We start from the raw sequence: 18515 nt of genomic DNA on the forward strand, positions 1-18515 counted from the left end.
GGCCCATTCCGGTTCAGATTATCGGGGGGGGGCAGCGCCTCGCGTCCTACTCCGCGGCGGCCGCCACCTCGGCGAACGCCTCCGCCATCAGAGGCGCCGCGAGGTCGATCTGCCACGGACGGGCATCGCGTGACGCGAGCAGCGCGCGGATCTCTTCCTCTCCACCGCCGCGGTGCTCCCAGCAGGCGCGGCGCATGGCATCGGGCTGCAGGAGGTTCTCGACGGGCATGTCGATGCGCTCCGCGAGTTCCAGAAGCCGCGGCCGGGCCGCATCGAGCCGAGCCGCAGCCTCCGGGCGCTTGTCCTTCCAGATGCGCGGCTGTGGCGGACCGTCACCGCGCGGGCCGCGCTTGGCGGGCAGTTCGCTGTCGGGCAGGGCCAGGGCGCGCTCGATGGCGGGGAACCAGCGGGGCGCGGCACGCTTGGTGCCCCGCGATTGCCACTCGCGCACCTGCAACAGCGCCGCCAGCGTGGTGGGCTTGGCCTGCGCCGCGGCCGTGATGGCGGCGTCGCGGAGCACGCGGCCGGGGGAGATGTCGCGCTTCTGCGCGACCTTGTCACGCTCCTCCCACAGCGATCGCACAATGGCCAGGCCGCGCTGGTCGCGGATCTGGTGCGAGCCAGAGGTGCGCCGCCACGGCTCCACGCGCGGCGGCGGCGGGGGCGCCAGGCGCACCGCTTCGAACTCCTGGCGCGCAAACTCGAGCTTGCCTGCCTCCTCGAGGTGGCGGTACATGCCGTCCCGCAGGTCGATGAGGATCTCGACATCGAGCGCGGCGTACACCAGCCAGTCGTAGGGCAGCGGCCGCGTGGACCAGTCCTGTGCTGAATGCTCCTTGGCGAGCGCGAGTCCCAACTCGCGCTCCACGACCGCCGCGAGGCCGACCTTGGGCCAGCCCAGCAGGCGGGCGGCGAGCTCGGTGTCGAAAACCGAGGCGGGCGTGAGGCCCAGATCCCGCATGCCGGGCAGGTCCTGGCTCGCGGCGTGGAAGATCCACTCGGCGTCGCCGAAGGCCTCGTTCAGGATCGACAGGTCAGGTAGCGCCGCGGTGTCGATGAGCGCGATACCCGCGCCCTCGCGCTTGAACTGAGCCAGGTACGTCGCCTGGCCGTAGCGGAAACCCGAGGCGCGCTCGGCATCGGCCGCAATAGGGCCGGTTGCGGCGGCGAAAGCCGCCGCCACGCGCTCGAGCCCCTCGACGGTGGTGATGACCTGGGGGACGCCGCCGGCCGGCTCGGTCAGGGGAATGGCCGATGCCGTGGTTGCCTCGTCGCCGCCAGTGGGCGGGGTGGGGGCGTCGGTGGGGGCGTCGCTCATGCGTGGCGTCCCGGAAGCATGGTGACTCCTTCTGGAAGATGGGGGACGCCTCCGCAGGCGGCCAAGAGATCGGTCCATGCCCGGACGTGAGGCGCCATGTCGGTGTCCTCGGGGGTCCACGAGACCCGCACTTCGACGTGGACCTCGTCCTCGCGCTCGGCGAGGTCGCCGAAGGAGCGGTTGGTCACCTTGGTCACGGTGCCGCCGCTCGCGTGGTGGGGGACGCCGTCGAGTGACTCCTGGAGCCACGACCAAGCGACCTCTGCCCACATGTCGTCGGCGCCGATCTCGGGCTCGACCTGGGCCTTGACCATCGCCACGATGCGGAAGACGCCGTCCCAGGCGTCGTGGCCCGCGGGATCGTGCAGGAGGACGAACCTTCCGGTGGCCTCCGCGCCCTCGGCCTGGAGCTCACCGGTCACGGCCACCGCATAGGGGGCGATGCGTGACGGGGCGGGGGCCTCGGCGAGAGACACGTCGGTGCGGGTGCGTGCGGACGCGAGCGACTGCAGCGCCGCGCGGAAGTCCGGCGGCGCCTGCTCGAAGTCCTGGGGCATACGTCCGAGCCTAGGCGTGCGCCCAGGCGGCGCCCCGGTTCGCCACGCGACGCGAGCGCACTAGGCTGGAGCGCGGTACAGACCACCTTCCCCGGACACGACAAGGACGGAACATGGCTCAGGCCCAGATCGGTGTGACAGGACTCGCGGTGATGGGGCGCAACCTTGCGCGCAACTTCGCCCGCAACGGCTTCACGGTGGCGGTGCACAACCGCTCGCCGCAGAAGATGCACTCACTTATCGAGGAGCACGGCTCTGAGGGCGAGTTCATCGGCTGCGAGACCCTCGAGGACTTCGTCGAGGCCCTCGCGAAGCCCCGCACCGTCGTCATCATGGTGCAGGCCGGTGGCCCCACCGACGCCGTCATCGACGCGCTGACCCCGCTGCTCGAAGAGGGCGACATCATCGTCGACGCGGGCAACGCGCACTTCCCCGACACGCGTCGCCGCGAGGCCGCGCTGAAGGAGAAGGGCCTGCACTTCGTGGGCGCCGGCGTCTCCGGCGGCGAGGAGGGCGCGCTGCTCGGTCCCTCGATCATGCCCGGCGGACCCGCTGAGTCCTACGCGACCCTGGGCCCCATCCTCGAGAAGATCGCCGCGAAGGCCGAGGACGGTACTCCCTGCTGCGTCCACGTGGGACCCGACGGCGCCGGTCACTTCGTCAAGATGGTGCACAACGGCATCGAGTACGCCGACATGCAGCTCATCGGCGAGGCCTACCACCTGCTGCGTGCAGGCCTGAACCTCACGCCCGCCGAGATCGGCGACATCTTCGCCGAGTGGAACACGGGCGACCTGGACTCGTTCCTGATCGACGTCACCGCGAACGTGCTCAAGCAGGTCGACGCGAAGACCGGTAAGCCGCTCATCGACGTGATCGTGGATGAGGCGGGCCAGAAGGGCACCGGTCGCTGGACCGTGCAGTCTGCGCTCGACCTGGGCGCCCCCGTCACCGGCATCGCCGAGGCCACCTTCGCTCGCGCCATCTCCTCGCAGACCGCGCAGCGCGAAGCCGCCCGCGGCGTGCTCGTGGGCAACGCCGGCGACTTCCACATCAAGGATCGCAAGGGCTTCATCGAGGACGTGCGCCTCGCGCTGTACGCGTCCAAGGTGGTCGCCTACGCCCAGGGCTTCGACCAGATCCAGGCCGCCTCCGAGGAGTACGGCTGGGACATCAAGCGCGGCGAGATGGCGAAGATCTGGCGCGAGGGCTGCATCATTCGCGCCCGCTTCCTCGACCGCATCACCGAGGCCTACGAGCGCAACGACTCGCTCGCGTCGCTGCTGGTCGACGACTACTTCGCCGGTGCCATCGCCAACGGCGTGGGCGCCTGGCGCCGAGTCGTGTCGCAGGCCGCGCTTGCGGGTGTGCCCGCGCCCGCCTTCGGCTCGTCGCTGTCGTACTACGACTCGCTGCGCGCCGAGCGCCTGCCTGCCGCCCTGATCCAGGGACAGCGCGACTTCTTCGGCGCTCACACCTACAAGCGCGTGGACGCCGAAGGCACCTTCCACACGCTGTGGGGCGGCGACCGCACCGAGGTCGAGGCCTAAGCCACTCCTTCACGCGACGCCCCGGTCACCCTCGCGGTGACCGGGGCGTCGTGCATTGCCCTGCGGCCGCGCTGACTAGGGTGTGAGCCATGACCGCCCGCCTTGTCGGACGGAGGCCCCATGTCGAGCCCGACGCTCTGATCGCCGCCCTCGTCCCCCCGCCCCACTTCTCGCAGGCCAGCTTCGACACGTACGTTCCCGATCCGGAATTTCCGAGCCAACGCGAGGCGCGAGATGCGGTGCGAGCGTTCGCCAAGGGGATTGGCCGCCGGGGCCTGCTGCGCCGCTCGAGCGCCGGCCGCGGCGTCTACCTCGATGGCGGGTTTGGGGTGGGCAAGACCCACCTGCTCGCCTCGCTCGCGCGAGACGTGGGCGAGCGCGCGGCCTTCGGCACCTTCGTCGAATACACCCAACTGGTCGGAGCACTCGGTTTCCAGGGCACCCGCCGCGCGCTCCAGGAGTTCGCGCTCGTCTGCATCGACGAGTTCGAGCTCGACGACCCGGGCGACACCGTCTTGATGGCCCGCCTCATGCGCGAGTTGGCCGATGCGGGCGTGGCGCTTGCCGCGACATCTAACACCCTGCCCGGCTCGCTCGGCCAGGGGCGCTTTGCCGCCGACGACTTTCAGCGGGAGATCCAGGCCGTCTCGAGCGTCTTCGACGTCATCACGATCGACGGCCCCGACTATCGCGGCCGTGGCGACCTGACGTTCCCCACGCCCGCGAAGGTCGAGGAGGTGATTGCCGCAGGGCTTCCCGACGGTGCCGCCTGCGAGGACTGGGGCGCACTCATGGAGGACCTCACGCACGTCCACCCCAGCCGCTTCGGGGCATACGTCGACGGCATCGAGGTGTTGGGGCTCCGAGGCGTCGCGCCGCTGACGGACCAGGCGCAAGCCCTCCGCCTCGTCGCGCTCGTCGATCGCCTGTACGACCGGGACGTGCGCATCGTCGCCTCCGGGCATTCTCTTGGCGAGGTCTTCACCAAGGACATGCTGCGCGGCGGCTACCGCAAGAAGTATTACCGAGCCCTCAGCCGCATGCTCGCGATGGTCGCGGGGGAGTAGCGCCAGCGCGCGCCGATGCCCTCCGACTGCTACAACAGGCAGTAGCGACCGTGAGGGGGACAGAATGAGCAGCACCAACAACGGTGGCGCCGCCGCCGGCGGAGGCTTCTACTTCCTGGGCATGATCGGCTCCGCGGTGTACTTCTGGAACGTCGCCGACGGCTTCTGGGAACACGTGGGCGCGCTGCTCCAGGCCCTCGTGTGGCCGGCCTTCTTGATCTACGACGTGTTCGTCGCGCTCAACGCTTAGGTCTGCGCGACCAGCGCCACGGCATCGGCCGCGAGTTCAAAGCCGCCCGTCAGCGCGGTCACGCTTCCGAACGATCCCACCAGCTCTCCGCCGTCGGTGACGACGGCCGATGCATCGGTCAGGTTGGCGTGCATCGTCACCGGGCCGTTGAGCGTGAGCACGCGCGGCGAGGACTCGCTCGCGCCTGCCGGATGCTGCGCCCATGCGGCGCGGTCGGACACGCGCGAGCGCAGCGCCATCAGGGTCGCCACCCAGTCCCGCAGCGCCTCGTTGTGGGCGCGGTCCGCGCCCACCCCGTCGCCCAGCTTGGAGCGCAAAAATGTCGTCCGGTCCTGAGGATCAGGCACGTGGACCTCGCGGCCGTAGAGTTCCTCCCACCCGTGGCCGCCGAACTCGCTCATGCGGCCCTCGGACACCGCCGTGCCCAGGGGTTCGTCGTGGTCAGTGAAGAACATGAACGGCCTGGTTTCGCCGTACTCCTCGCCCATGAACAGCATCGGGGTGAAGGGCGACAGCAGGATCGCCGCGAGGGACGCCGCCTGGGCGCCCGGCGCAAGTGAGGACGCGGGACGGTCGCCGATCGCGCGGTTACCCACCTGATCGTGGTTCGACGCGAACGCGACAAACTTCCGCCGGTCCGTCTGAGGCGAGACGGGCTGACCCCACTCACGCCCCCTGAACGGCGAGTGCGTGCCGTTGTGCCAGAACACCTCGCGATAGACCTTGTCGAGCGTCTCGAGCGAGCCGAAGTCGACGTAATACCCGTGACGCTCGCCGGTGAGATAAGCGTGCAGCGCGTGGTGAATGTCGTCGTTCCACTGCGCGGTCATCCCCAGGCCGCCCTCGGCGGTGGGGGTGACCATGCGCTCGTCGTTGAGGTCGGACTCCGCGACCAGGGAAAGCGGACGGCCGATGCGCGCGGACAGCTCCGCGGTCTCGTCGCTCAGCTGGGCAAGGATGTGACGGTCGGAGTCGTCGGCCAGCTCGTGGACGGCGTCGAGCCGCAGGCAGTCGACGTGGAAGTCCTCGAACCACCTGAGCGCGTTGTCGCAGATATAGCGGCGCATGCCGTCGGCATCGTCCTGGTCGAGGTTCACCGCCCAACCCCAGGGAGTGTGGTGGGCGTCGGTGAAGTAGGGGCCGAACTTGGACAGGTAGTTGCCGTCGGGACCCAGGTGGTTGTAGACCACGTCGAGGCAGACCGCGAGGCCCGCCCGGTGAGCGGCGTCCACAAAGCGCTGCAGCGCCTCGGGGCCTCCGTAGGCCTCGTGCACCGCGTAGAGCGACACGCCGTCATAGCCCCAGCCGTGGCGCCCGGGAAACGGCGCCAGTGGCATGAGTTCGACCACGTCGACGCCGACCGATCGCAGCGCCGGCAGCTGAGCCGAGGCGGCGTCGAGCGTGCCCTGCGGCGTGAAAGCGCCCACGTGGAGCTCGTAGAAGACCTTGCCCAGGACGTCGGTGCCCGACCATGCGCCGTCGCTCCACGAAAAGCGCGACGTGTCGTAGACGCGTGACAGGCCGTGCACGCCGCCGGGCTGGCGCGCCGAGCGCGGGTCAGGCCAGGGGCCCTCACCGTCGACGATGTAGCCGTAATCCGTGCCCGGCGGCAGATCGGGACCCGACCACCAGCCATCGGTACCCCGCTCCAAGGGGGTGACCACCGCATCGGCCGTGCCGACGACGAGCCCCACGGAGTCGACGTGCGGCGCCCACGCCCGCGCGATCATGCGTCCTCCCTCACCAGGAGGGCGACGGGCCGTGCGCCCAGGAGAGCGTGCAGTTCCACCGTGCCTCCCTCGAACGCGTGCCGACTGAGGACGTCGCGCCAGCGGCCCTCGGGCAGAGTCACCGTGTGCTCGCGCCACCCGCCCAACTTCTCAAGGTCGAGGCCAAGGCGCGTCGCGGCGGTAATGACCTGGGGTGACTCACCGTCGGTGCGGGCGTAGACCACAGCGTGACCCGAGGACGAGGGCAGCGGCACGTATCCGCAGTCGTCGCCGGTGAACGCCTCGGGATGATCTCGCCTGGTCTGCAGGGCGCGGGCCGTGACCAGTAGTTTCTCTTCGGCCAGCGTGCGGGGCTTCGCGCCGCTCGTGACGCGCTCGAGCGTCTCGGCGAGCGCGTCGTAGTCGACAGGCCGGCGGTTGTCCGGGTCCACGAGCGAGGGCGCCAGTGTCTCGGTGCCCTGGTAGGTGTCCGGGATGCCGGGCATGGTGAGCTGGATCAGCTTCATCGACAGGATGTGTGCCCGCACACCCGCCGCCACGGATTCGTGCCACTCGGTCATGAGCGAGCGCACGGTGTGGTCGGCGTGGGTAGCCTGCGCAAACCACAACACGGAGCTTTCATAGGACTCGTCGATCGAGGTCCACGTGGTGTGAGTCTTTGCCTCGCGCATCGCCTTGACGAGGTACCCCTCCAGGCGGTCCCACTCCATGAACGAGTGCTCGTCGGACGTGCCGGCGAGGGTCTGCCACCAGAGGTTCTCGGTGCGCCCGTCCAGCAGGGAGGGACGCATCTCCTCGGTCGCGGCCTGCAGGCGCGTGACGAGCGCGTCCCACTCGTCGGCGGCCTCCGAAAGCACCGACAGGCGCGCGCGGACGTCTTCGGAACGCTTGGTGTCATGAGTGGTGAGACCGGTCATGCCGTGGGGATACTGAATCTGTTGCTCGTCGGCCCACGCGTGGAAGTTGGCCGGGGGGAGGGCGAAGCGGGAGGCGGGCGAACCCACCTCGCACAGCGGCAACAAGTGTGTCCAGCGGTAGTAGGCGGTGTCCTCGATGCCCTTGGCCATGACTGCGCCGCAGGCCTGCTGGAAGCGGGTGATGAGTTCGCGGCGGTTGGCGTCGTCGGTGCGGCCGGCGGATCCGACCTCGGCGCCCTTCAGAAGGTCAATGACGACCTCCAGCGTCTCGTGGCGCTCGGCGTCGAGCTGGGCGCGGGCGAGCTCCGCGGCATGGTCGATCGCCTCGAGCGACGCGGGCTTGGGCGGCACACCCGCGACGACGTAGGCGCGGTAGCGGTCAAACGTGATCAGCAGCGTGCGCAGGCAGTCGTACAGCGCCCGCCACGTGTGGTCGCGCAGGCGCACGTCCGTGGTGCAGATGGTGTGGGCGATGGTGGCGAGCCGGTGGACCTCGCTCGACAGCGACTCCTTGACGATCTCGCGCTTGGCCTCGTTGATCATCGCCGGCAGTGTGCCCATCGCGTCGCCGGTGAGACGGTGCAGCGTTGCGGCCAGGGGAGAGGAGCCGGCCGGGTCGCGCAGCAGTGCGCCCACGCGCCAGGCCCCGTCGTAGCCGGTGGTGCCCGCGGTCTTCCACGAGGTGGGCAGGCGCTCCTCGTCCTCGAGAATCTTCTCGACCACCACCCAGGCGCCGTCGGTCGCGTCTGACAGGCGCTGGAGGTAGCCGGCCGGGTCCGCGAGTCCGTCGGGATGGTCGATGCGCAGGCCTTGCAGCGTGTTGTCCTTGATGAGGTCGACGATCACGCGGTGGGTGGCGTCGAACACATCGGGATCCTCCACGCGCACGGCCACGAGGGAGCCCACGTCGAAGAAGCGCCGATAGTTGAGCTCCTCGTTGGCCACACGCCAATACGCGAGGCGGTAGTACTGCTGGTCGACCAGCATCGCCATCGGCAGGTTCTCGGTGCCCGGTCGCACCGGGAACACGTGCTCGTAGTAGCGCAGCACGGGCACCTCGCCCGCGTCCTCGAAGCCGGGTACCACCATCGTGTCGAGCGTGAGTTCACCATTCGCCAGCACGGTGCCGATGCGCTGGCCGAGCACGGGCATCAGCACCGGGTCTCCGCCGGACCAGTCGACGTCGAACCAGTGGGCGTGGTCGGACTCCTCACCCTCGGCGAGCACGGACCACAGTGCCTTGTTGAAGTACGCGGGCGTGGGGACGGCCATGTGGTTGGGCACCACGTCGGCAATAAGGCCGATGCCGTGTTCGCCGGCCTTCCACGCCAGGTCGCGCAGGCCCTCGATGCCGCCGAGAACCGGCGAGATGCGCGAGTGATCCACCACGTCATAGAAGTGAGTGGAGCCCGGTGCGGCGTCGAGGATGGGTGACAAATACAGGTGAGTGACGCCCAGGGCGGAGAAATAGTTCAGCCTGGCCGCGGCATCGGCGAACGTGAAGGATTCGCTCAGTTGCAGGCGGTATGTCGAGATCGGTATCGCCGCCTCGGCCCTGTGTCCCAGGCGGCGGGTCGTTTCGTGACTGATCTCAGACATGCAGCTGTGGCCCTTTCCAACGCTTGATTGTCATCCTCCCAGATAAGCGTGTCGGGGGTGTTTCTCATTCCTGGAGTGGAGCAGAAGGCCCGGCCGATGCCGTGGGGCACCGACCGGGCCCGTGCGGTCCCGATGGGGTGGGGTTGGTATTACGCCGCGGTGACCTCAAGCTTGACCTCGATGTTGCCGCGCGTGGCGTTCGAGTACGGGCAGACCTCGTGTGCAGCCTCGGCGAGCTGCTGGGCGGTGGCCTGGTCGAGGCCCTCGGTGCGGATCTGCAGGGTGACCGCGAGGCCGAACCCTCCCTTGAGACCCACGGGGCCGATGCCCACCTTGGCGGTCACCTGCGAGTCCGTCAGCGGAGCCTTCGCCTTCTTCGCGGTCATCTGGAATGCGGAGTTGAAGCATGCGGAGAAACCGGCGGCGAAGAGCTGCTCGGGGTTGGTCTTGGTCTGCTTGCCGAACGGCTTGGGGGTGGCGAGCTCGAACTCGACCAGGCCGTCGTCGGTGGCGACGTGACCGTTGCGCCCGTCTCCGGTGGCGGTGGCGGTGGCGGTGTAGAAGACCTTGGGCTTGTCCATGGAATGACTCCTCGTGGGGTGGCGTTCGATAAGTAGGGTTACTAGTACGTCTACATAGACGATAACCCACCACAGCGTGGGATGATTCCCACGACACGGAAACTTTGAGGAGCTGCCATGGCGACCACACGCGGACGGGCCCGCGAGGACATCCTTGCCGCGGCATCGGACCTCTTCACCGCCCATGGGATTCGTGCGGTGAGTGCCGACCGGATCCTGGCCGACGCGGGCGTTTCCAAGGTCACCTTCTATCGGCACTTTCCCTCGAAGGACGCTCTAGTGGTGGCGTACCTCGAGGCGGAACTGGAGCGCGTCCAGGGGCTCGGCCACTCAGCAAATGGGGAGCCGCGCGCGATCGCCGCGATCTTCGAGAACGAGATGTGCCGTCCCGGGTTCCGTGGGTGCCCGTTCATCAATGCCGCGGCCGAATATCCCGACCCCGATCACCCCGTGCGCGAGGTGGTGGTGAGGTTTCGTGACTGGATGATCGACGCGATCGCCGCGTGGGCGCGCGACAGGGGAGCGGCGTCGCCCGAGGATGTGGCGCGCCAGGTCATGATGCTGCGCGACGGCGCCCTGGTCGATGGCTACGTGACGGGCAATCCGCGGCGCGCCGCCGACGAGCTCGCCGCAGGCATCGAGGCGCTCGTCGCTGCATAGGGGTTGTGTACGGACGTGCTGTCGCGGGCCTGGTCCGTCGCGTACGGTCGAGCCATGCACTACTCCTGGCACGTCCTCGATTGGCGCCGGCATGTCGCCGCACTCTACGCGGAGGTACGCGCGACCCCCGATCCGGCCGCAGCCCACGCGCGGTGGATCGAAGGGCGTGCTGAGCTCCTCGCGGCGCACCCGGCGACACCCGTACCAGCGGAGCACCGATCTTCGTTTTCTCCCGTCGTGGCTCCCTACGATCCAGACTGGCGCTTCGAGGTGCCGGTCCAGGCGGCGGAGCCCGAGCGCCGCGAGGTGCCCACCGCGACCGACGGTGTGGTGCCGTTCGAGCGCATCGGACGCGTCACGCTTGGCGATCTCGGCAGCCTCGACGTGTGGTGGCTGGACTCGTATGGGGGCGGCGTGTTCGTGCCGCTTAAGGACGCGTCTCCGTCCTCGTACGGCGGTGGCCGCTACCTGCTCGACACGGTGAAGGGCGCGGATTTGGGCGGCGGCACCGAAGCACTCGTGATCGACCTGAATTTCGCCTTCCAGCCCTCGTGCGCCTACTCGAGCGACTGGGTGTGCCCGTTGCCGGGACCGGGCAATCGCCTCGACGTCCCCGTCGAGGTGGGGGAGCGCTACGTCGCGCTCGGCTGACGCCGATAGACGGCCGATGCGTCGGCTGGCCTGGCGTCGAGCAGCCTTGGTCGTGGGGTGGCTCGCGCTCGGGGGAGTCGCCAGCGTCTTGATCACGCGGGCTCTGGCGTGGCAGGTGGGTCCGCTAGCGGCATTGATCGCACTCACTCCGTGGTGCGTGGTGGCGTTGCTGGTTCCTCTCGTTACGGGCCTCGCCGCTCGGTCGTGGTGGCTCGTGGGAGCGGCGATGGCGGCGATGGTTTGGGGAGGCGCGACGCAAGTTCCGCTCGCCACCGCCGAGTCTCCGCCACAGGCAGACGGCGCGTTGGTCACGGTGGCGTCCGTCAACGCGACGTTCGGGCGCGTGTCGCCCGGCGAGGTCGTCGCTCTTGTGCGGGACCGCGGCGTGGACATACTTGCGGTGCAGGAACTGACGCCGGGAGCCGTGAATGCGTTGAACGAGGCTGGTCTTGACGAGGTGCTTCCCCACTCTTTTGCCGCACCCGCCGAGGGGTTCGCCGGAATCGGCGTTTGGAGCTCGTTTCCCGTCACCGACGCCGCGGAGATCCCCGGCACGACTGCTCACACGGTGCGGATGGGTCTCGATGCTCCATCGGCTGCCGTCACGGTCGTGGCGGTTCACCCCGCGGCGCCAGGGCTCTGGGAGCAGCGGCTTTGGGACGCGGACCTGGCCACGCTCGAGAGCACGCTCGGCTCATTGACGGGGGACGTCATCGCGGTAGGTGACTTCAACGCCACGCGCGACCACGCGGCGCTGATGCGGCTCGAGCGCCTTGGCTACGAGGATGCGGCTGACCAGGCGGGAGCCGGTTCGGTCTTCACGTTCCCCGAGGGTCGCGGAGGCTTCCCTGTGGTCGCGATCGATCACGTGCTCGCACGGGCCGATGGATGGGTGGCGACGTCCGTCGACTCGGTCGCGCTGACGGATGCCGATCACCGTGCGCTGGTGGTGGATCTGGTGACGGGACCTGCGTCCCTGGCGTCGGCCACCGGCGGTTGAAACCATTCAGGTGAGCGGGGTCATCGCGGCCCCCACGACGCGAGGGCGCGTCCCTCGGAAGGAGCCTCACCATGGTCCAGCGCATGATCTGGAATCAGACCGCCTACTTCGGAGCCGGAGCGATCTCGGTGATCCCCGACGAACTCGCTCGGCGCGGCTTCACGAAGGCCTTCGTGGTGACCGACGCCGTGTTGGTGGAGACAGGCGTGACCGCCAAAGTGACGGGTCTGCTGGACGAGGCCGGCATCGGCTATGACGTCTACGACCACGTGGTGCCGAACCCGCCCATCGAGAACGTCCAAGCCGGTGTGGCGGCCTTCCAGACAAGCGGCGCCGACGTCCTCATCGCCGTGGGCGGCGGATCGCCGCAGGACACCTGCAAGGCGATCGGCATCGTGGTCGCCAATCCCGAGTTCTCCGACGTGCGCTCGCTCGAGGGCGTCGCCGACACCAAGAATCCCTCAGTGCCCATCATCGCCGTGCCCACCACCGCAGGCACCGCCTCCGAGACCACCATCAACTACGTGATCACCGACACGGAGCGCGGGCGCAAGTTCGTCTGTGTGGACCCGCATGACATCCCGATCATGGCCGTCGTGGATTCGGAGATGATGGCGTCGGCGCCGCGTGCGCTCAAGGTGGCGACCGGTCTGGACGCGCTGACGCACGCCATCGAGGGTTACGTGACCAAGGGCGCGTGGGAGCTGTCCGACCTGTTCCACCTGAAGGCGATCCAGGTCATTGCCGGCGCGCTGCGTGCGGCCGCAGACGGTGACGCCGACGCCATGGAACGCATGGCCCTTGCCCAGTACATCGCCGGGATGGGGTACTCCAACGTGGGCCTCGGCGCGGTCCACGCGATGGCTCACCCGCTGGGCGCGTTGTTCCACGCCCCGCACGGGGTCGCCAACGGCGTGTTACTCGCACCCGTGATGGCGTTCAACGCGGAGGCGACGGGGGACAAGTACCGCGACATCGCCGCCGCCTTCGGTGTGGAGGGTGCGGCGATGATGGACCTGGCCGATGCTCGCCGCGCTGCGGTCGAGGCAGTCGCCTCGCTGACCCGTGACCTGGGCAACCCCACGACGATCGCGAGCCTCGGCGCCACGGCCGACGACGTTCCGGTGCTCGCGCAGGCGGCGTTCGACGACGTGTGTGCCGGCGGCAACCCGCGCGAGGCGAGCGTTGAGGACTTCGCGCAGCTGTACGCGAGCCTGCTGGACTGACGCCCGCTGGGCCAGCGTGGGTCCCGTTCAGCGCAGGGGTGGAGCCTCGGGGTAGAGGCGTTCCATCTCGCGCTGGGCGGGGCCGCGGCCGGCGAGGAACCATGCCGCGGCGCCTAGGCCCGGCAGGCACAGGACCAGCAGCAGCCACCCGGCCAGGGCGGCACCGCTCACCACGCGCGAGTGGCGGACAACTGAGATGGCCGCGCTCAGGGTGGACACCAGGATGACCGCCGCGATGACCGACCAGACCACGTCATAGCTGGCGGGGATTAGAGGGTTCGTCTCGAGCGGCATGCGCTCACCGTACCCCGTGGCGCAGATGTCCTCACGGGCGCCACGAGAGCGCGCATCGTGGCGCTTGGCGGTACACCAGGGGGCAGGCTGGAATGCAAAGAGCCGCCCCGGTGTATCCGGGGCGGCTCTCGTGTGGTGGGCGATACTGGGATCGAACCAGTGACCTCTTCCGTGTCAGGGAAGCGCGCTACCGCTGCGCCAATCGCCCGTGCGAGGTGGGTACGGGATTCGAACCCGTGTATACGGCTTTGCAGGCCGCTGCCTCGCCTCTCGGCCAACCCACCATGGTGCCGACCTCGATCTTGCGAGCGGACGACGGGACTCGAACCCGCGACCCTCACCTTGGCAAGGTGATGCTCTACCAACTGAGCCACGTCCGCGCGGACCGAAACTGAACGTTTCGGGCCGTGGAAAACTGTAGCGCATCCCGGACGGCTCGGTGACCACCGCATCGGCCGCGTGTCGTGTCCGTCAGACGGTGTGAACCAGATGACGCTGCGACACGCCGGTCGCGCCGCGCGTTCAGGCCCGGGTGCCCGCGTGTCGCCCAGGGATCCGGTTCCATCTGTCGGGGCAGTGGACGGCGGACATGAAGAAAGCCGCCCCCGAAGGGACGGCTTTGTTGGTGGGCGATACTGGGATCGAACCAGTGACCTCTTCCGTGTCAGGGAAGCGCGCTACCGCTGCGCCAATCGCCCGAGGTGGGTACGGGATTCGAACCCGTGTATACGGCTTTGCAGGCCGCTGCCTCGCCTCTCGGCCAACCCACCGTGGTCGCCGAAAAACATCGGCTACGAACCTACGAGCGGACGACGGGACTCGAACCCGCGACCCTCACCTTGGCAAGGTGATGCTCTACCAACTGAGCCACGTCCGCGTTGTCAAGGCGTGCCCTGACAAGACGTAAACACTAGCCCATGGGTTGACCCGATGCCAAATCGCCTCCCGCGTCAGCCACTACCGTTGATGCCGTGGACGAGGAGCACAGCGGCGGACGCGGCGAGGCGGCGTTTCGTGGCGTCTGCGCGCGGGGTGTGCTCGAGCATATCGACGTCCTTCGTGATGGTCACCGGCTTGCCGAGGGCGGCTTTTGGGTCCTCGTGGGCACGTTCGAGGGCAGGATCGATGCGTGGCGGATGGGCCACGTGGAGCGGTCGTCTGCCATCGCTCGGTCCACCGGACGTCAGTGGCACGGCCCGGCGGCCGATGCGTGGGTCACCTCGCTCGACGAGCCCGCCTATCGCTCGGCGGTCGAGCGTATTCGCGATGACATCCGCGAGGGAGAGGTCTACCAGGCGAATCTGTGCCGCGTGCTCTCCGCGCGGCTGCCCGCTGGACCCGACGGACCCGATGCTGTCGCGCTGAGCGAGCGCCTGGCCCACGGCAATCCCGCGAGGTTTGCCTCGCGGATCACCATTCCCCAGATGACCGATGCGCCGGGCGCCTGGGTCGTCTCCGCCTCGCCCGAGCTGTACCTGGCCCTGGACGGCAACCGCGTGTCGAGCGCGCCCATCAAGGGCACGGCCGCGCCAGGGGAGCCGATGCTTGCCAAGGACGAGGCCGAGAACGTGATGATCACGGACCTGGTGCGCAACGACCTGTCACACGTGGCCATCCCGGGCTCCGTCGAGGTGACCGAGTTCTTGGGGCTGCACGAACACCCCGGATTGACTCATCTCGAGTCCACGGTGACGGCTCGGCTCGCAACGGAGTACGACTGGACGCCGGCCCTGTGGCCGGGTCTTCTGGACGGCACGTTCCCGCCTGGATCGGTGTCGGGCGCGCCCAAGTCGAGCGCGCTCAGGATTATCGAGCGGGAGGAGCGGGCGCCGCGCGGACCGTATTGCGGGGCGCTGGGCTGGGTGGACGCTGACGCGCGGCGCGCAGAGCTTGCGGTAGGCATTCGTACCTTCTGGTGGGACCGCGCGGGCGGTGGGACGCTGCGCTTCGGCACGGGAGCGGGCATCACGTGGGGTTCGGATCCCGGCGCCGAGTGGCGCGAAACGGAATTAAAGGCCAGGCGCTTGATTGGCCTGGCATCCACCGCAAGGATGGCGGGATGACAATCGTGGTGTGGGCTGGGGGGAGCCTTCGCGATCCTGATGAGGCCGTGGTGTCCTCGCTGGATCACGGGCTGACGGTAGGCGACGGAATCTTCGAGACCATGACCGTGCGGGACGGGCGCGTGTTCGCGCCCACCCGGCACCTGGCACGTCTCGCTTACGGCGCAGATCGGATGGGACTCGTCGGCGTCGACGCCGAGGTGCTGCGCGGCGCCATCGACGAGGTCATGGAGGCTGGGCGTGGCAGCGTGACGCGGCTGCGCATCACGGTGACGTCGGGCCCCGGGCCGATGGGTTCGGCGCGAGGCGACGGGCCGCTCACCACCGTCGTGGTGGGGATCGACGCGGCGCGCCCGCGCATGTGCCACGCGGTGCGGGCGCCGTGGCGTCGCAATGAGCGCGGGGCTCTCACGGGCGTGAAGTCGACCTCGTACGCGGAGAACGCGGTCATGGTGGCGTATGCACGTGACAAGGGTGGAGACGAGGCCATCGTCGCCAACACACAGGGCCACCTGTGCGAGGGCACGGCGACCAACGTGTTCCTCGAGCGCGCCGGGGAGATCGTGACGCCTCCGCTCGCGTCCGGCTGCCTGGCGGGCATTACGCGAGGCCTCGCGCTGGAGTGGGGCGCGATGGCGGGCCTGCCGGTACGCGCGACTGCTCCGGGAGAACTCACCATGAGCGTGCTCGATGAGGTCATCGCAGGCGACGCGCACCTCGCGGTCACGTCCTCGACGCGGGGTGTTCAGCACGTGTCGACGCTCGATGGACACGACCTGACACCGGGCCCGCTGCTGCGAAAATTGTCCGCACAGTTCGAGCTGCGCGCCGAGGCCGAGCCCGACCCTGGTCTTCCACGCCGCAAATAGGCGCTATATTAGTTCCTGCTCGTAGGGCGATTGGCGCAGGGGTAGCGCGCTTCCTTCACACGGAAGAGGTCACTGGTTCGATCCCAGTATCGCCCACCACAGCAGGCCCCGTCGGAGAGATCCGACGGGGCCTTTGTCATGTTTCCGAGGCGCCAGCGGGGTCTCCTGATGTCCCACGGTCCGCCACGAAACCCAGTTTCGTGACGCAGATGCGGAGACTTGCGCCGGAATGCAAGGGGCGAGTGCCGGGCGCGGCACTAGGCTTCCCCGCGACACTCATGACAGGGGAGTAACACCGGTGGCGAAGCTGTATTTCCGCTATGGCGCGATGAACTCGGGCAAGTCGACCATGCTGCTGCAGGCGGCCTACAACTATCGCGAGCGCGCGCAATTGCCCCTGATCGTGAAGCCGGGGGTCGATACGAAGGCGGGGGAGTCTGTCTCCTCGCGCATCGGGCTGGAAAAGCCAGTCGACGTCCTCCTCGGTGCAGGAGAGTCCCTCAAGGCAGCCATCGAGAAGGTGCGCCCGCTGAGCGAAGTCGACGCGATCTTCATCGACGAGGCCCAGTTCCTCGAACCCGCCCAGGTCGACGAGGCCTTCACCCTGGCGGTGACCACCCGCGTGCCCGTGCTCGCCTACGGCCTTCGCAGCGACTTCCGCTCGCGGGCCTTCCCCGGATCGGCTCGCCTCATGGAACTCGCCCACTCGATCGAGGAGCTCAAGACCATCTGCCGGTGCGGATCGAAGGCCATGCTCAATGCCCGGCGCATCAACGGTGAGTTTGTCGCGCATGGCGCGCAGGTCGCGATCGACGGCCAGCAGGCGGAGTACGAGTCGCTGTGCGGCCGTTGCTACCTCGAGAAGGTCGGCCCCATCAGGCACGACGCCTAGGGGCGAGCCGGCGTCCCGCGGGCCGCGACACACCGCACGAAACGCCCAGATCCGCCCCTGAACCCCACCCTCGTGGTTCGATAAATCATGGCTACGGGGGACGAGGCAGCGACGGTGCTGTCGAGCGAGGACGCGGGCGCCATGCTCGCGACCGCCCTTGCCACGTCGCAGCAGTCCCTGGACTCGTGGCGGCTGGACGCCGTGCACGCCCGCCCCGGAGCCGAGACCTCCGCCACCTACGACGTGGTCGCGTCGGGCGAGCGGCAGTACCTCATCGCCTCGACGGTCGACCTCACGGAGGACGAGCGCGCCGCGGTGAAGGCCGTCCGCCTGGAGTCCGACCTGGGCAAGGTGCATGTGTGGCGCCACCCCGCCGATCCAAGGTTGCCGGGCCTGGCCGATGCGTGCGTGCCGGCTGCTCTCGCGGCCCGTCTCGCTCGGGTGGGCATCGGCGACGCCTCGGTGGAACACCTCGAGATGCTCGTGCTGAGGCCCATGCGCCGTGCGGTGCTGCGCGCGAATGTGAGCAGTCACGGCCTGACCGGCCGCATCTACATCAAGGTGCTGCGTCCGGATGCCGCCAGGCGCGTGCTGGACCGCCACGAGGCCTGTGCGATGGCGCCGCGGGCCTACGACGCGGGCGACGGCATCGTCGTCATCGAGGGCGCGGCGGGACTGCCGCTCACCGAGTATTTCTATCGCCCCGACTTCCCGCGCCACGTCGATCCGCAGATCCTCGTTGATGCGCTCGACTCCATTGGCGACGCGGCCATGCACATGGATCGCCGGCGTAGCGCCGCCGAACTCATCGATACGTATGCGGACGCCGCGATCACCCAGGGGGCCGATGCCGCACGCATCGACACGGTCCGGCTCGCCGTCCGTACATCGATAGCCGAACCTCCCGGTCCCTTGGTGCCCACGCACGGGGACTTCCACGCCGCCAACGTCTTCGTCGACGGCGGGTCGGAGCCCACGGTCGCCGCGCTGATCGATGTGGACACGCTGGGCCCCGGCTATCGCGTGGATGACCTCGCCTGCATGCTTGCTCATCTCCATACGTTGCCGACCTTCGACGGGCCCGGATACCCCGACGTGCCCGCCTTCGTCGATGCGGCGGCCGCCATGTTCGAGCGTGAGGTGCCTGCCGATCAATTGCGCGTGCGCGCCGCAGCCGTGCTGGTGTCGCTCATCGCCGGCGCGGACGATGACGCACGCCGCGAGCGCTGGACCGAACTGGCCGTGAGCCTCTCCTCACACGATCCCGCCCTCACCTAGAGCGGGGCGCGGC

16 protein-coding genes, 7 tRNA genes and 1 pseudogene are annotated in these 18515 nt (G+C 68.9%); 12 read left to right on the top strand and 12 right to left on the bottom strand.

Annotation, left to right across the window (positions count from 1 at the left end; genetic code table 11):
• Positions 1-46 precede the first annotated feature (46 nt).
• Both B7K20_RS05300 and B7K20_RS05305 read right to left on the bottom strand, forming a co-directional pair.
• A complete protein-coding gene (locus B7K20_RS05300; RefSeq protein WP_084101291.1) occupies positions 47-1318 on the bottom strand; it encodes an HRDC domain-containing protein in 1272 nt (423 codons plus the stop codon).
• Positions 1315-1875, bottom strand: coding sequence for a DUF3000 domain-containing protein (locus B7K20_RS05305; RefSeq protein WP_084101293.1), 561 nt, complete (start codon positions 1873-1875; stop codon positions 1315-1317). The genes B7K20_RS05300 and B7K20_RS05305 overlap by 4 nt, the downstream gene beginning before the upstream one ends.
• Positions 1876-1904: 29 nt before the next feature.
• Between B7K20_RS05305 and gndA the strand changes: the two are divergent.
• The 3 genes and pseudogenes from gndA to B7K20_RS05320 form a co-directional block, all read left to right on the top strand.
• Positions 1905-3425 (top strand): annotated as a pseudogene (gndA, locus tag B7K20_RS05310) (NADP-dependent phosphogluconate dehydrogenase); the annotation flags it as partial.
• Between the two features lie 89 nt (positions 3426-3514).
• Complete coding sequence (gene zapE / locus B7K20_RS05315; protein WP_084101297.1) at positions 3515-4492, top strand: cell division protein ZapE; 978 nt, start codon at positions 3515-3517, stop codon at positions 4490-4492.
• Between the two features lie 64 nt (positions 4493-4556).
• Positions 4557-4742: a hypothetical protein gene (locus B7K20_RS05320; protein ID WP_084101299.1), complete on the top strand. Its 186-nt coding sequence runs from the start codon at positions 4557-4559 to the stop codon at positions 4740-4742.
• Here the strand turns inward: B7K20_RS05320 and treZ are convergent.
• The 3 genes from treZ to B7K20_RS05335 all read right to left on the bottom strand — a co-directional run bounded on the left by treZ (position 4739) and on the right by B7K20_RS05335 (position 9569).
• Complete coding sequence (gene treZ / locus B7K20_RS05325; RefSeq protein WP_084101300.1) at positions 4739-6472, bottom strand: malto-oligosyltrehalose trehalohydrolase; 1734 nt, start codon at positions 6470-6472, stop codon at positions 4739-4741. The genes B7K20_RS05320 and treZ overlap by 4 nt on opposite strands.
• Positions 6469-8988, bottom strand: a complete 2520-nt coding sequence (gene treY / locus B7K20_RS05330; protein ID WP_084101302.1) for a malto-oligosyltrehalose synthase — start codon at positions 8986-8988, stop codon at positions 6469-6471. Before treY ends, treZ begins: the two co-directional genes overlap by 4 nt.
• A gap of 149 nt (positions 8989-9137) precedes the next feature.
• Positions 9138-9569 (bottom strand): organic hydroperoxide resistance protein, encoded by a 432-nt coding sequence (locus B7K20_RS05335; RefSeq protein ID WP_084101304.1) that lies wholly within the window; start codon positions 9567-9569, stop codon positions 9138-9140.
• Positions 9570-9686: 117 nt separating this feature from the next.
• On the opposite strand from B7K20_RS05335, the gene B7K20_RS05340 reads away from it, so the two are divergent.
• The 4 genes from B7K20_RS05340 (at position 9687) to fucO (ending at position 13106) form a co-directional block, all read left to right on the top strand.
• Complete coding sequence (locus B7K20_RS05340; protein ID WP_084101306.1) at positions 9687-10229, top strand: TetR/AcrR family transcriptional regulator; 543 nt, start codon at positions 9687-9689, stop codon at positions 10227-10229.
• A gap of 237 nt (positions 10230-10466) precedes the next feature.
• Positions 10467-10880, top strand: a complete 414-nt coding sequence (locus B7K20_RS05345; protein ID WP_371327863.1) for a DUF1684 domain-containing protein — start codon at positions 10467-10469, stop codon at positions 10878-10880.
• A gap of 133 nt (positions 10881-11013) precedes the next feature.
• The gene (locus B7K20_RS05350; protein ID WP_159449334.1) at positions 11014-11880 is read left to right on the top strand and encodes an endonuclease/exonuclease/phosphatase family protein; all 867 of its coding nucleotides are present in this window, start codon (positions 11014-11016) and stop codon (positions 11878-11880) included.
• A gap of 71 nt (positions 11881-11951) precedes the next feature.
• On the top strand, positions 11952-13106 hold the full coding sequence (fucO, locus tag B7K20_RS05355) for a lactaldehyde reductase (protein WP_084101311.1): 1155 nt from the start codon (positions 11952-11954) through the stop codon (positions 13104-13106).
• 27 nt (positions 13107-13133) lie between these two features.
• Here fucO and B7K20_RS05360 read toward each other — a convergent pair whose 3' ends face one another.
• From B7K20_RS05360 to B7K20_RS05390, 7 genes are all read right to left on the bottom strand, one after another.
• Positions 13134-13400, bottom strand: a complete 267-nt coding sequence (locus tag B7K20_RS05360) for a PLDc N-terminal domain-containing protein (RefSeq protein WP_084101313.1) — start codon at positions 13398-13400, stop codon at positions 13134-13136.
• Positions 13401-13533: 133 nt separating this feature from the next.
• Positions 13534-13608, bottom strand: a tRNA-Val gene (locus B7K20_RS05365).
• Positions 13609-13613: 5 nt separating this feature from the next.
• Positions 13614-13684, bottom strand: a tRNA-Cys gene (locus B7K20_RS05370).
• Between the two features lie 23 nt (positions 13685-13707).
• Positions 13708-13780 (bottom strand) — tRNA-Gly (locus tag B7K20_RS05375).
• A gap of 243 nt (positions 13781-14023) precedes the next feature.
• Positions 14024-14098: transfer RNA gene (locus B7K20_RS05380), tRNA-Val, on the bottom strand.
• A gap of 1 nt (position 14099) precedes the next feature.
• Positions 14100-14170, bottom strand: a tRNA-Cys gene (locus tag B7K20_RS05385).
• 34 nt (positions 14171-14204) lie between these two features.
• A tRNA-Gly gene (locus B7K20_RS05390) sits at positions 14205-14277 on the bottom strand.
• A 94-nt stretch (positions 14278-14371) separates the two neighbouring features.
• On the opposite strand from B7K20_RS05390, the gene B7K20_RS05395 reads away from it, so the two are divergent.
• From B7K20_RS05395 to B7K20_RS05415, 5 genes are all read left to right on the top strand, one after another.
• Positions 14372-15463: a chorismate-binding protein gene (locus B7K20_RS05395; RefSeq protein ID WP_084101315.1), complete on the top strand. Its 1092-nt coding sequence runs from the start codon at positions 14372-14374 to the stop codon at positions 15461-15463.
• The gene (locus B7K20_RS05400; protein WP_084101317.1) at positions 15460-16332 is read left to right on the top strand and encodes an aminotransferase class IV; all 873 of its coding nucleotides are present in this window, start codon (positions 15460-15462) and stop codon (positions 16330-16332) included. The genes B7K20_RS05395 and B7K20_RS05400 overlap by 4 nt, the downstream gene beginning before the upstream one ends.
• 24 nt (positions 16333-16356) lie before the next feature.
• Positions 16357-16431: transfer RNA gene (locus tag B7K20_RS05405), tRNA-Val, on the top strand.
• Positions 16432-16630: 199 nt separating this feature from the next.
• Complete coding sequence (locus B7K20_RS05410) at positions 16631-17224, top strand: thymidine kinase (RefSeq protein ID WP_084101319.1); 594 nt, start codon at positions 16631-16633, stop codon at positions 17222-17224.
• A gap of 87 nt (positions 17225-17311) precedes the next feature.
• Complete coding sequence (locus tag B7K20_RS05415) at positions 17312-18502, top strand: phosphotransferase (RefSeq protein ID WP_084101321.1); 1191 nt, start codon at positions 17312-17314, stop codon at positions 18500-18502.
• Positions 18503-18515 lie beyond the last annotated feature (13 nt).

The sequence above is a fragment of the Demequina sp. NBRC 110051 genome (assembly GCF_002090055.1).
Taxonomy (GTDB): domain Bacteria; phylum Actinomycetota; class Actinomycetes; order Actinomycetales; family Demequinaceae; genus Demequina.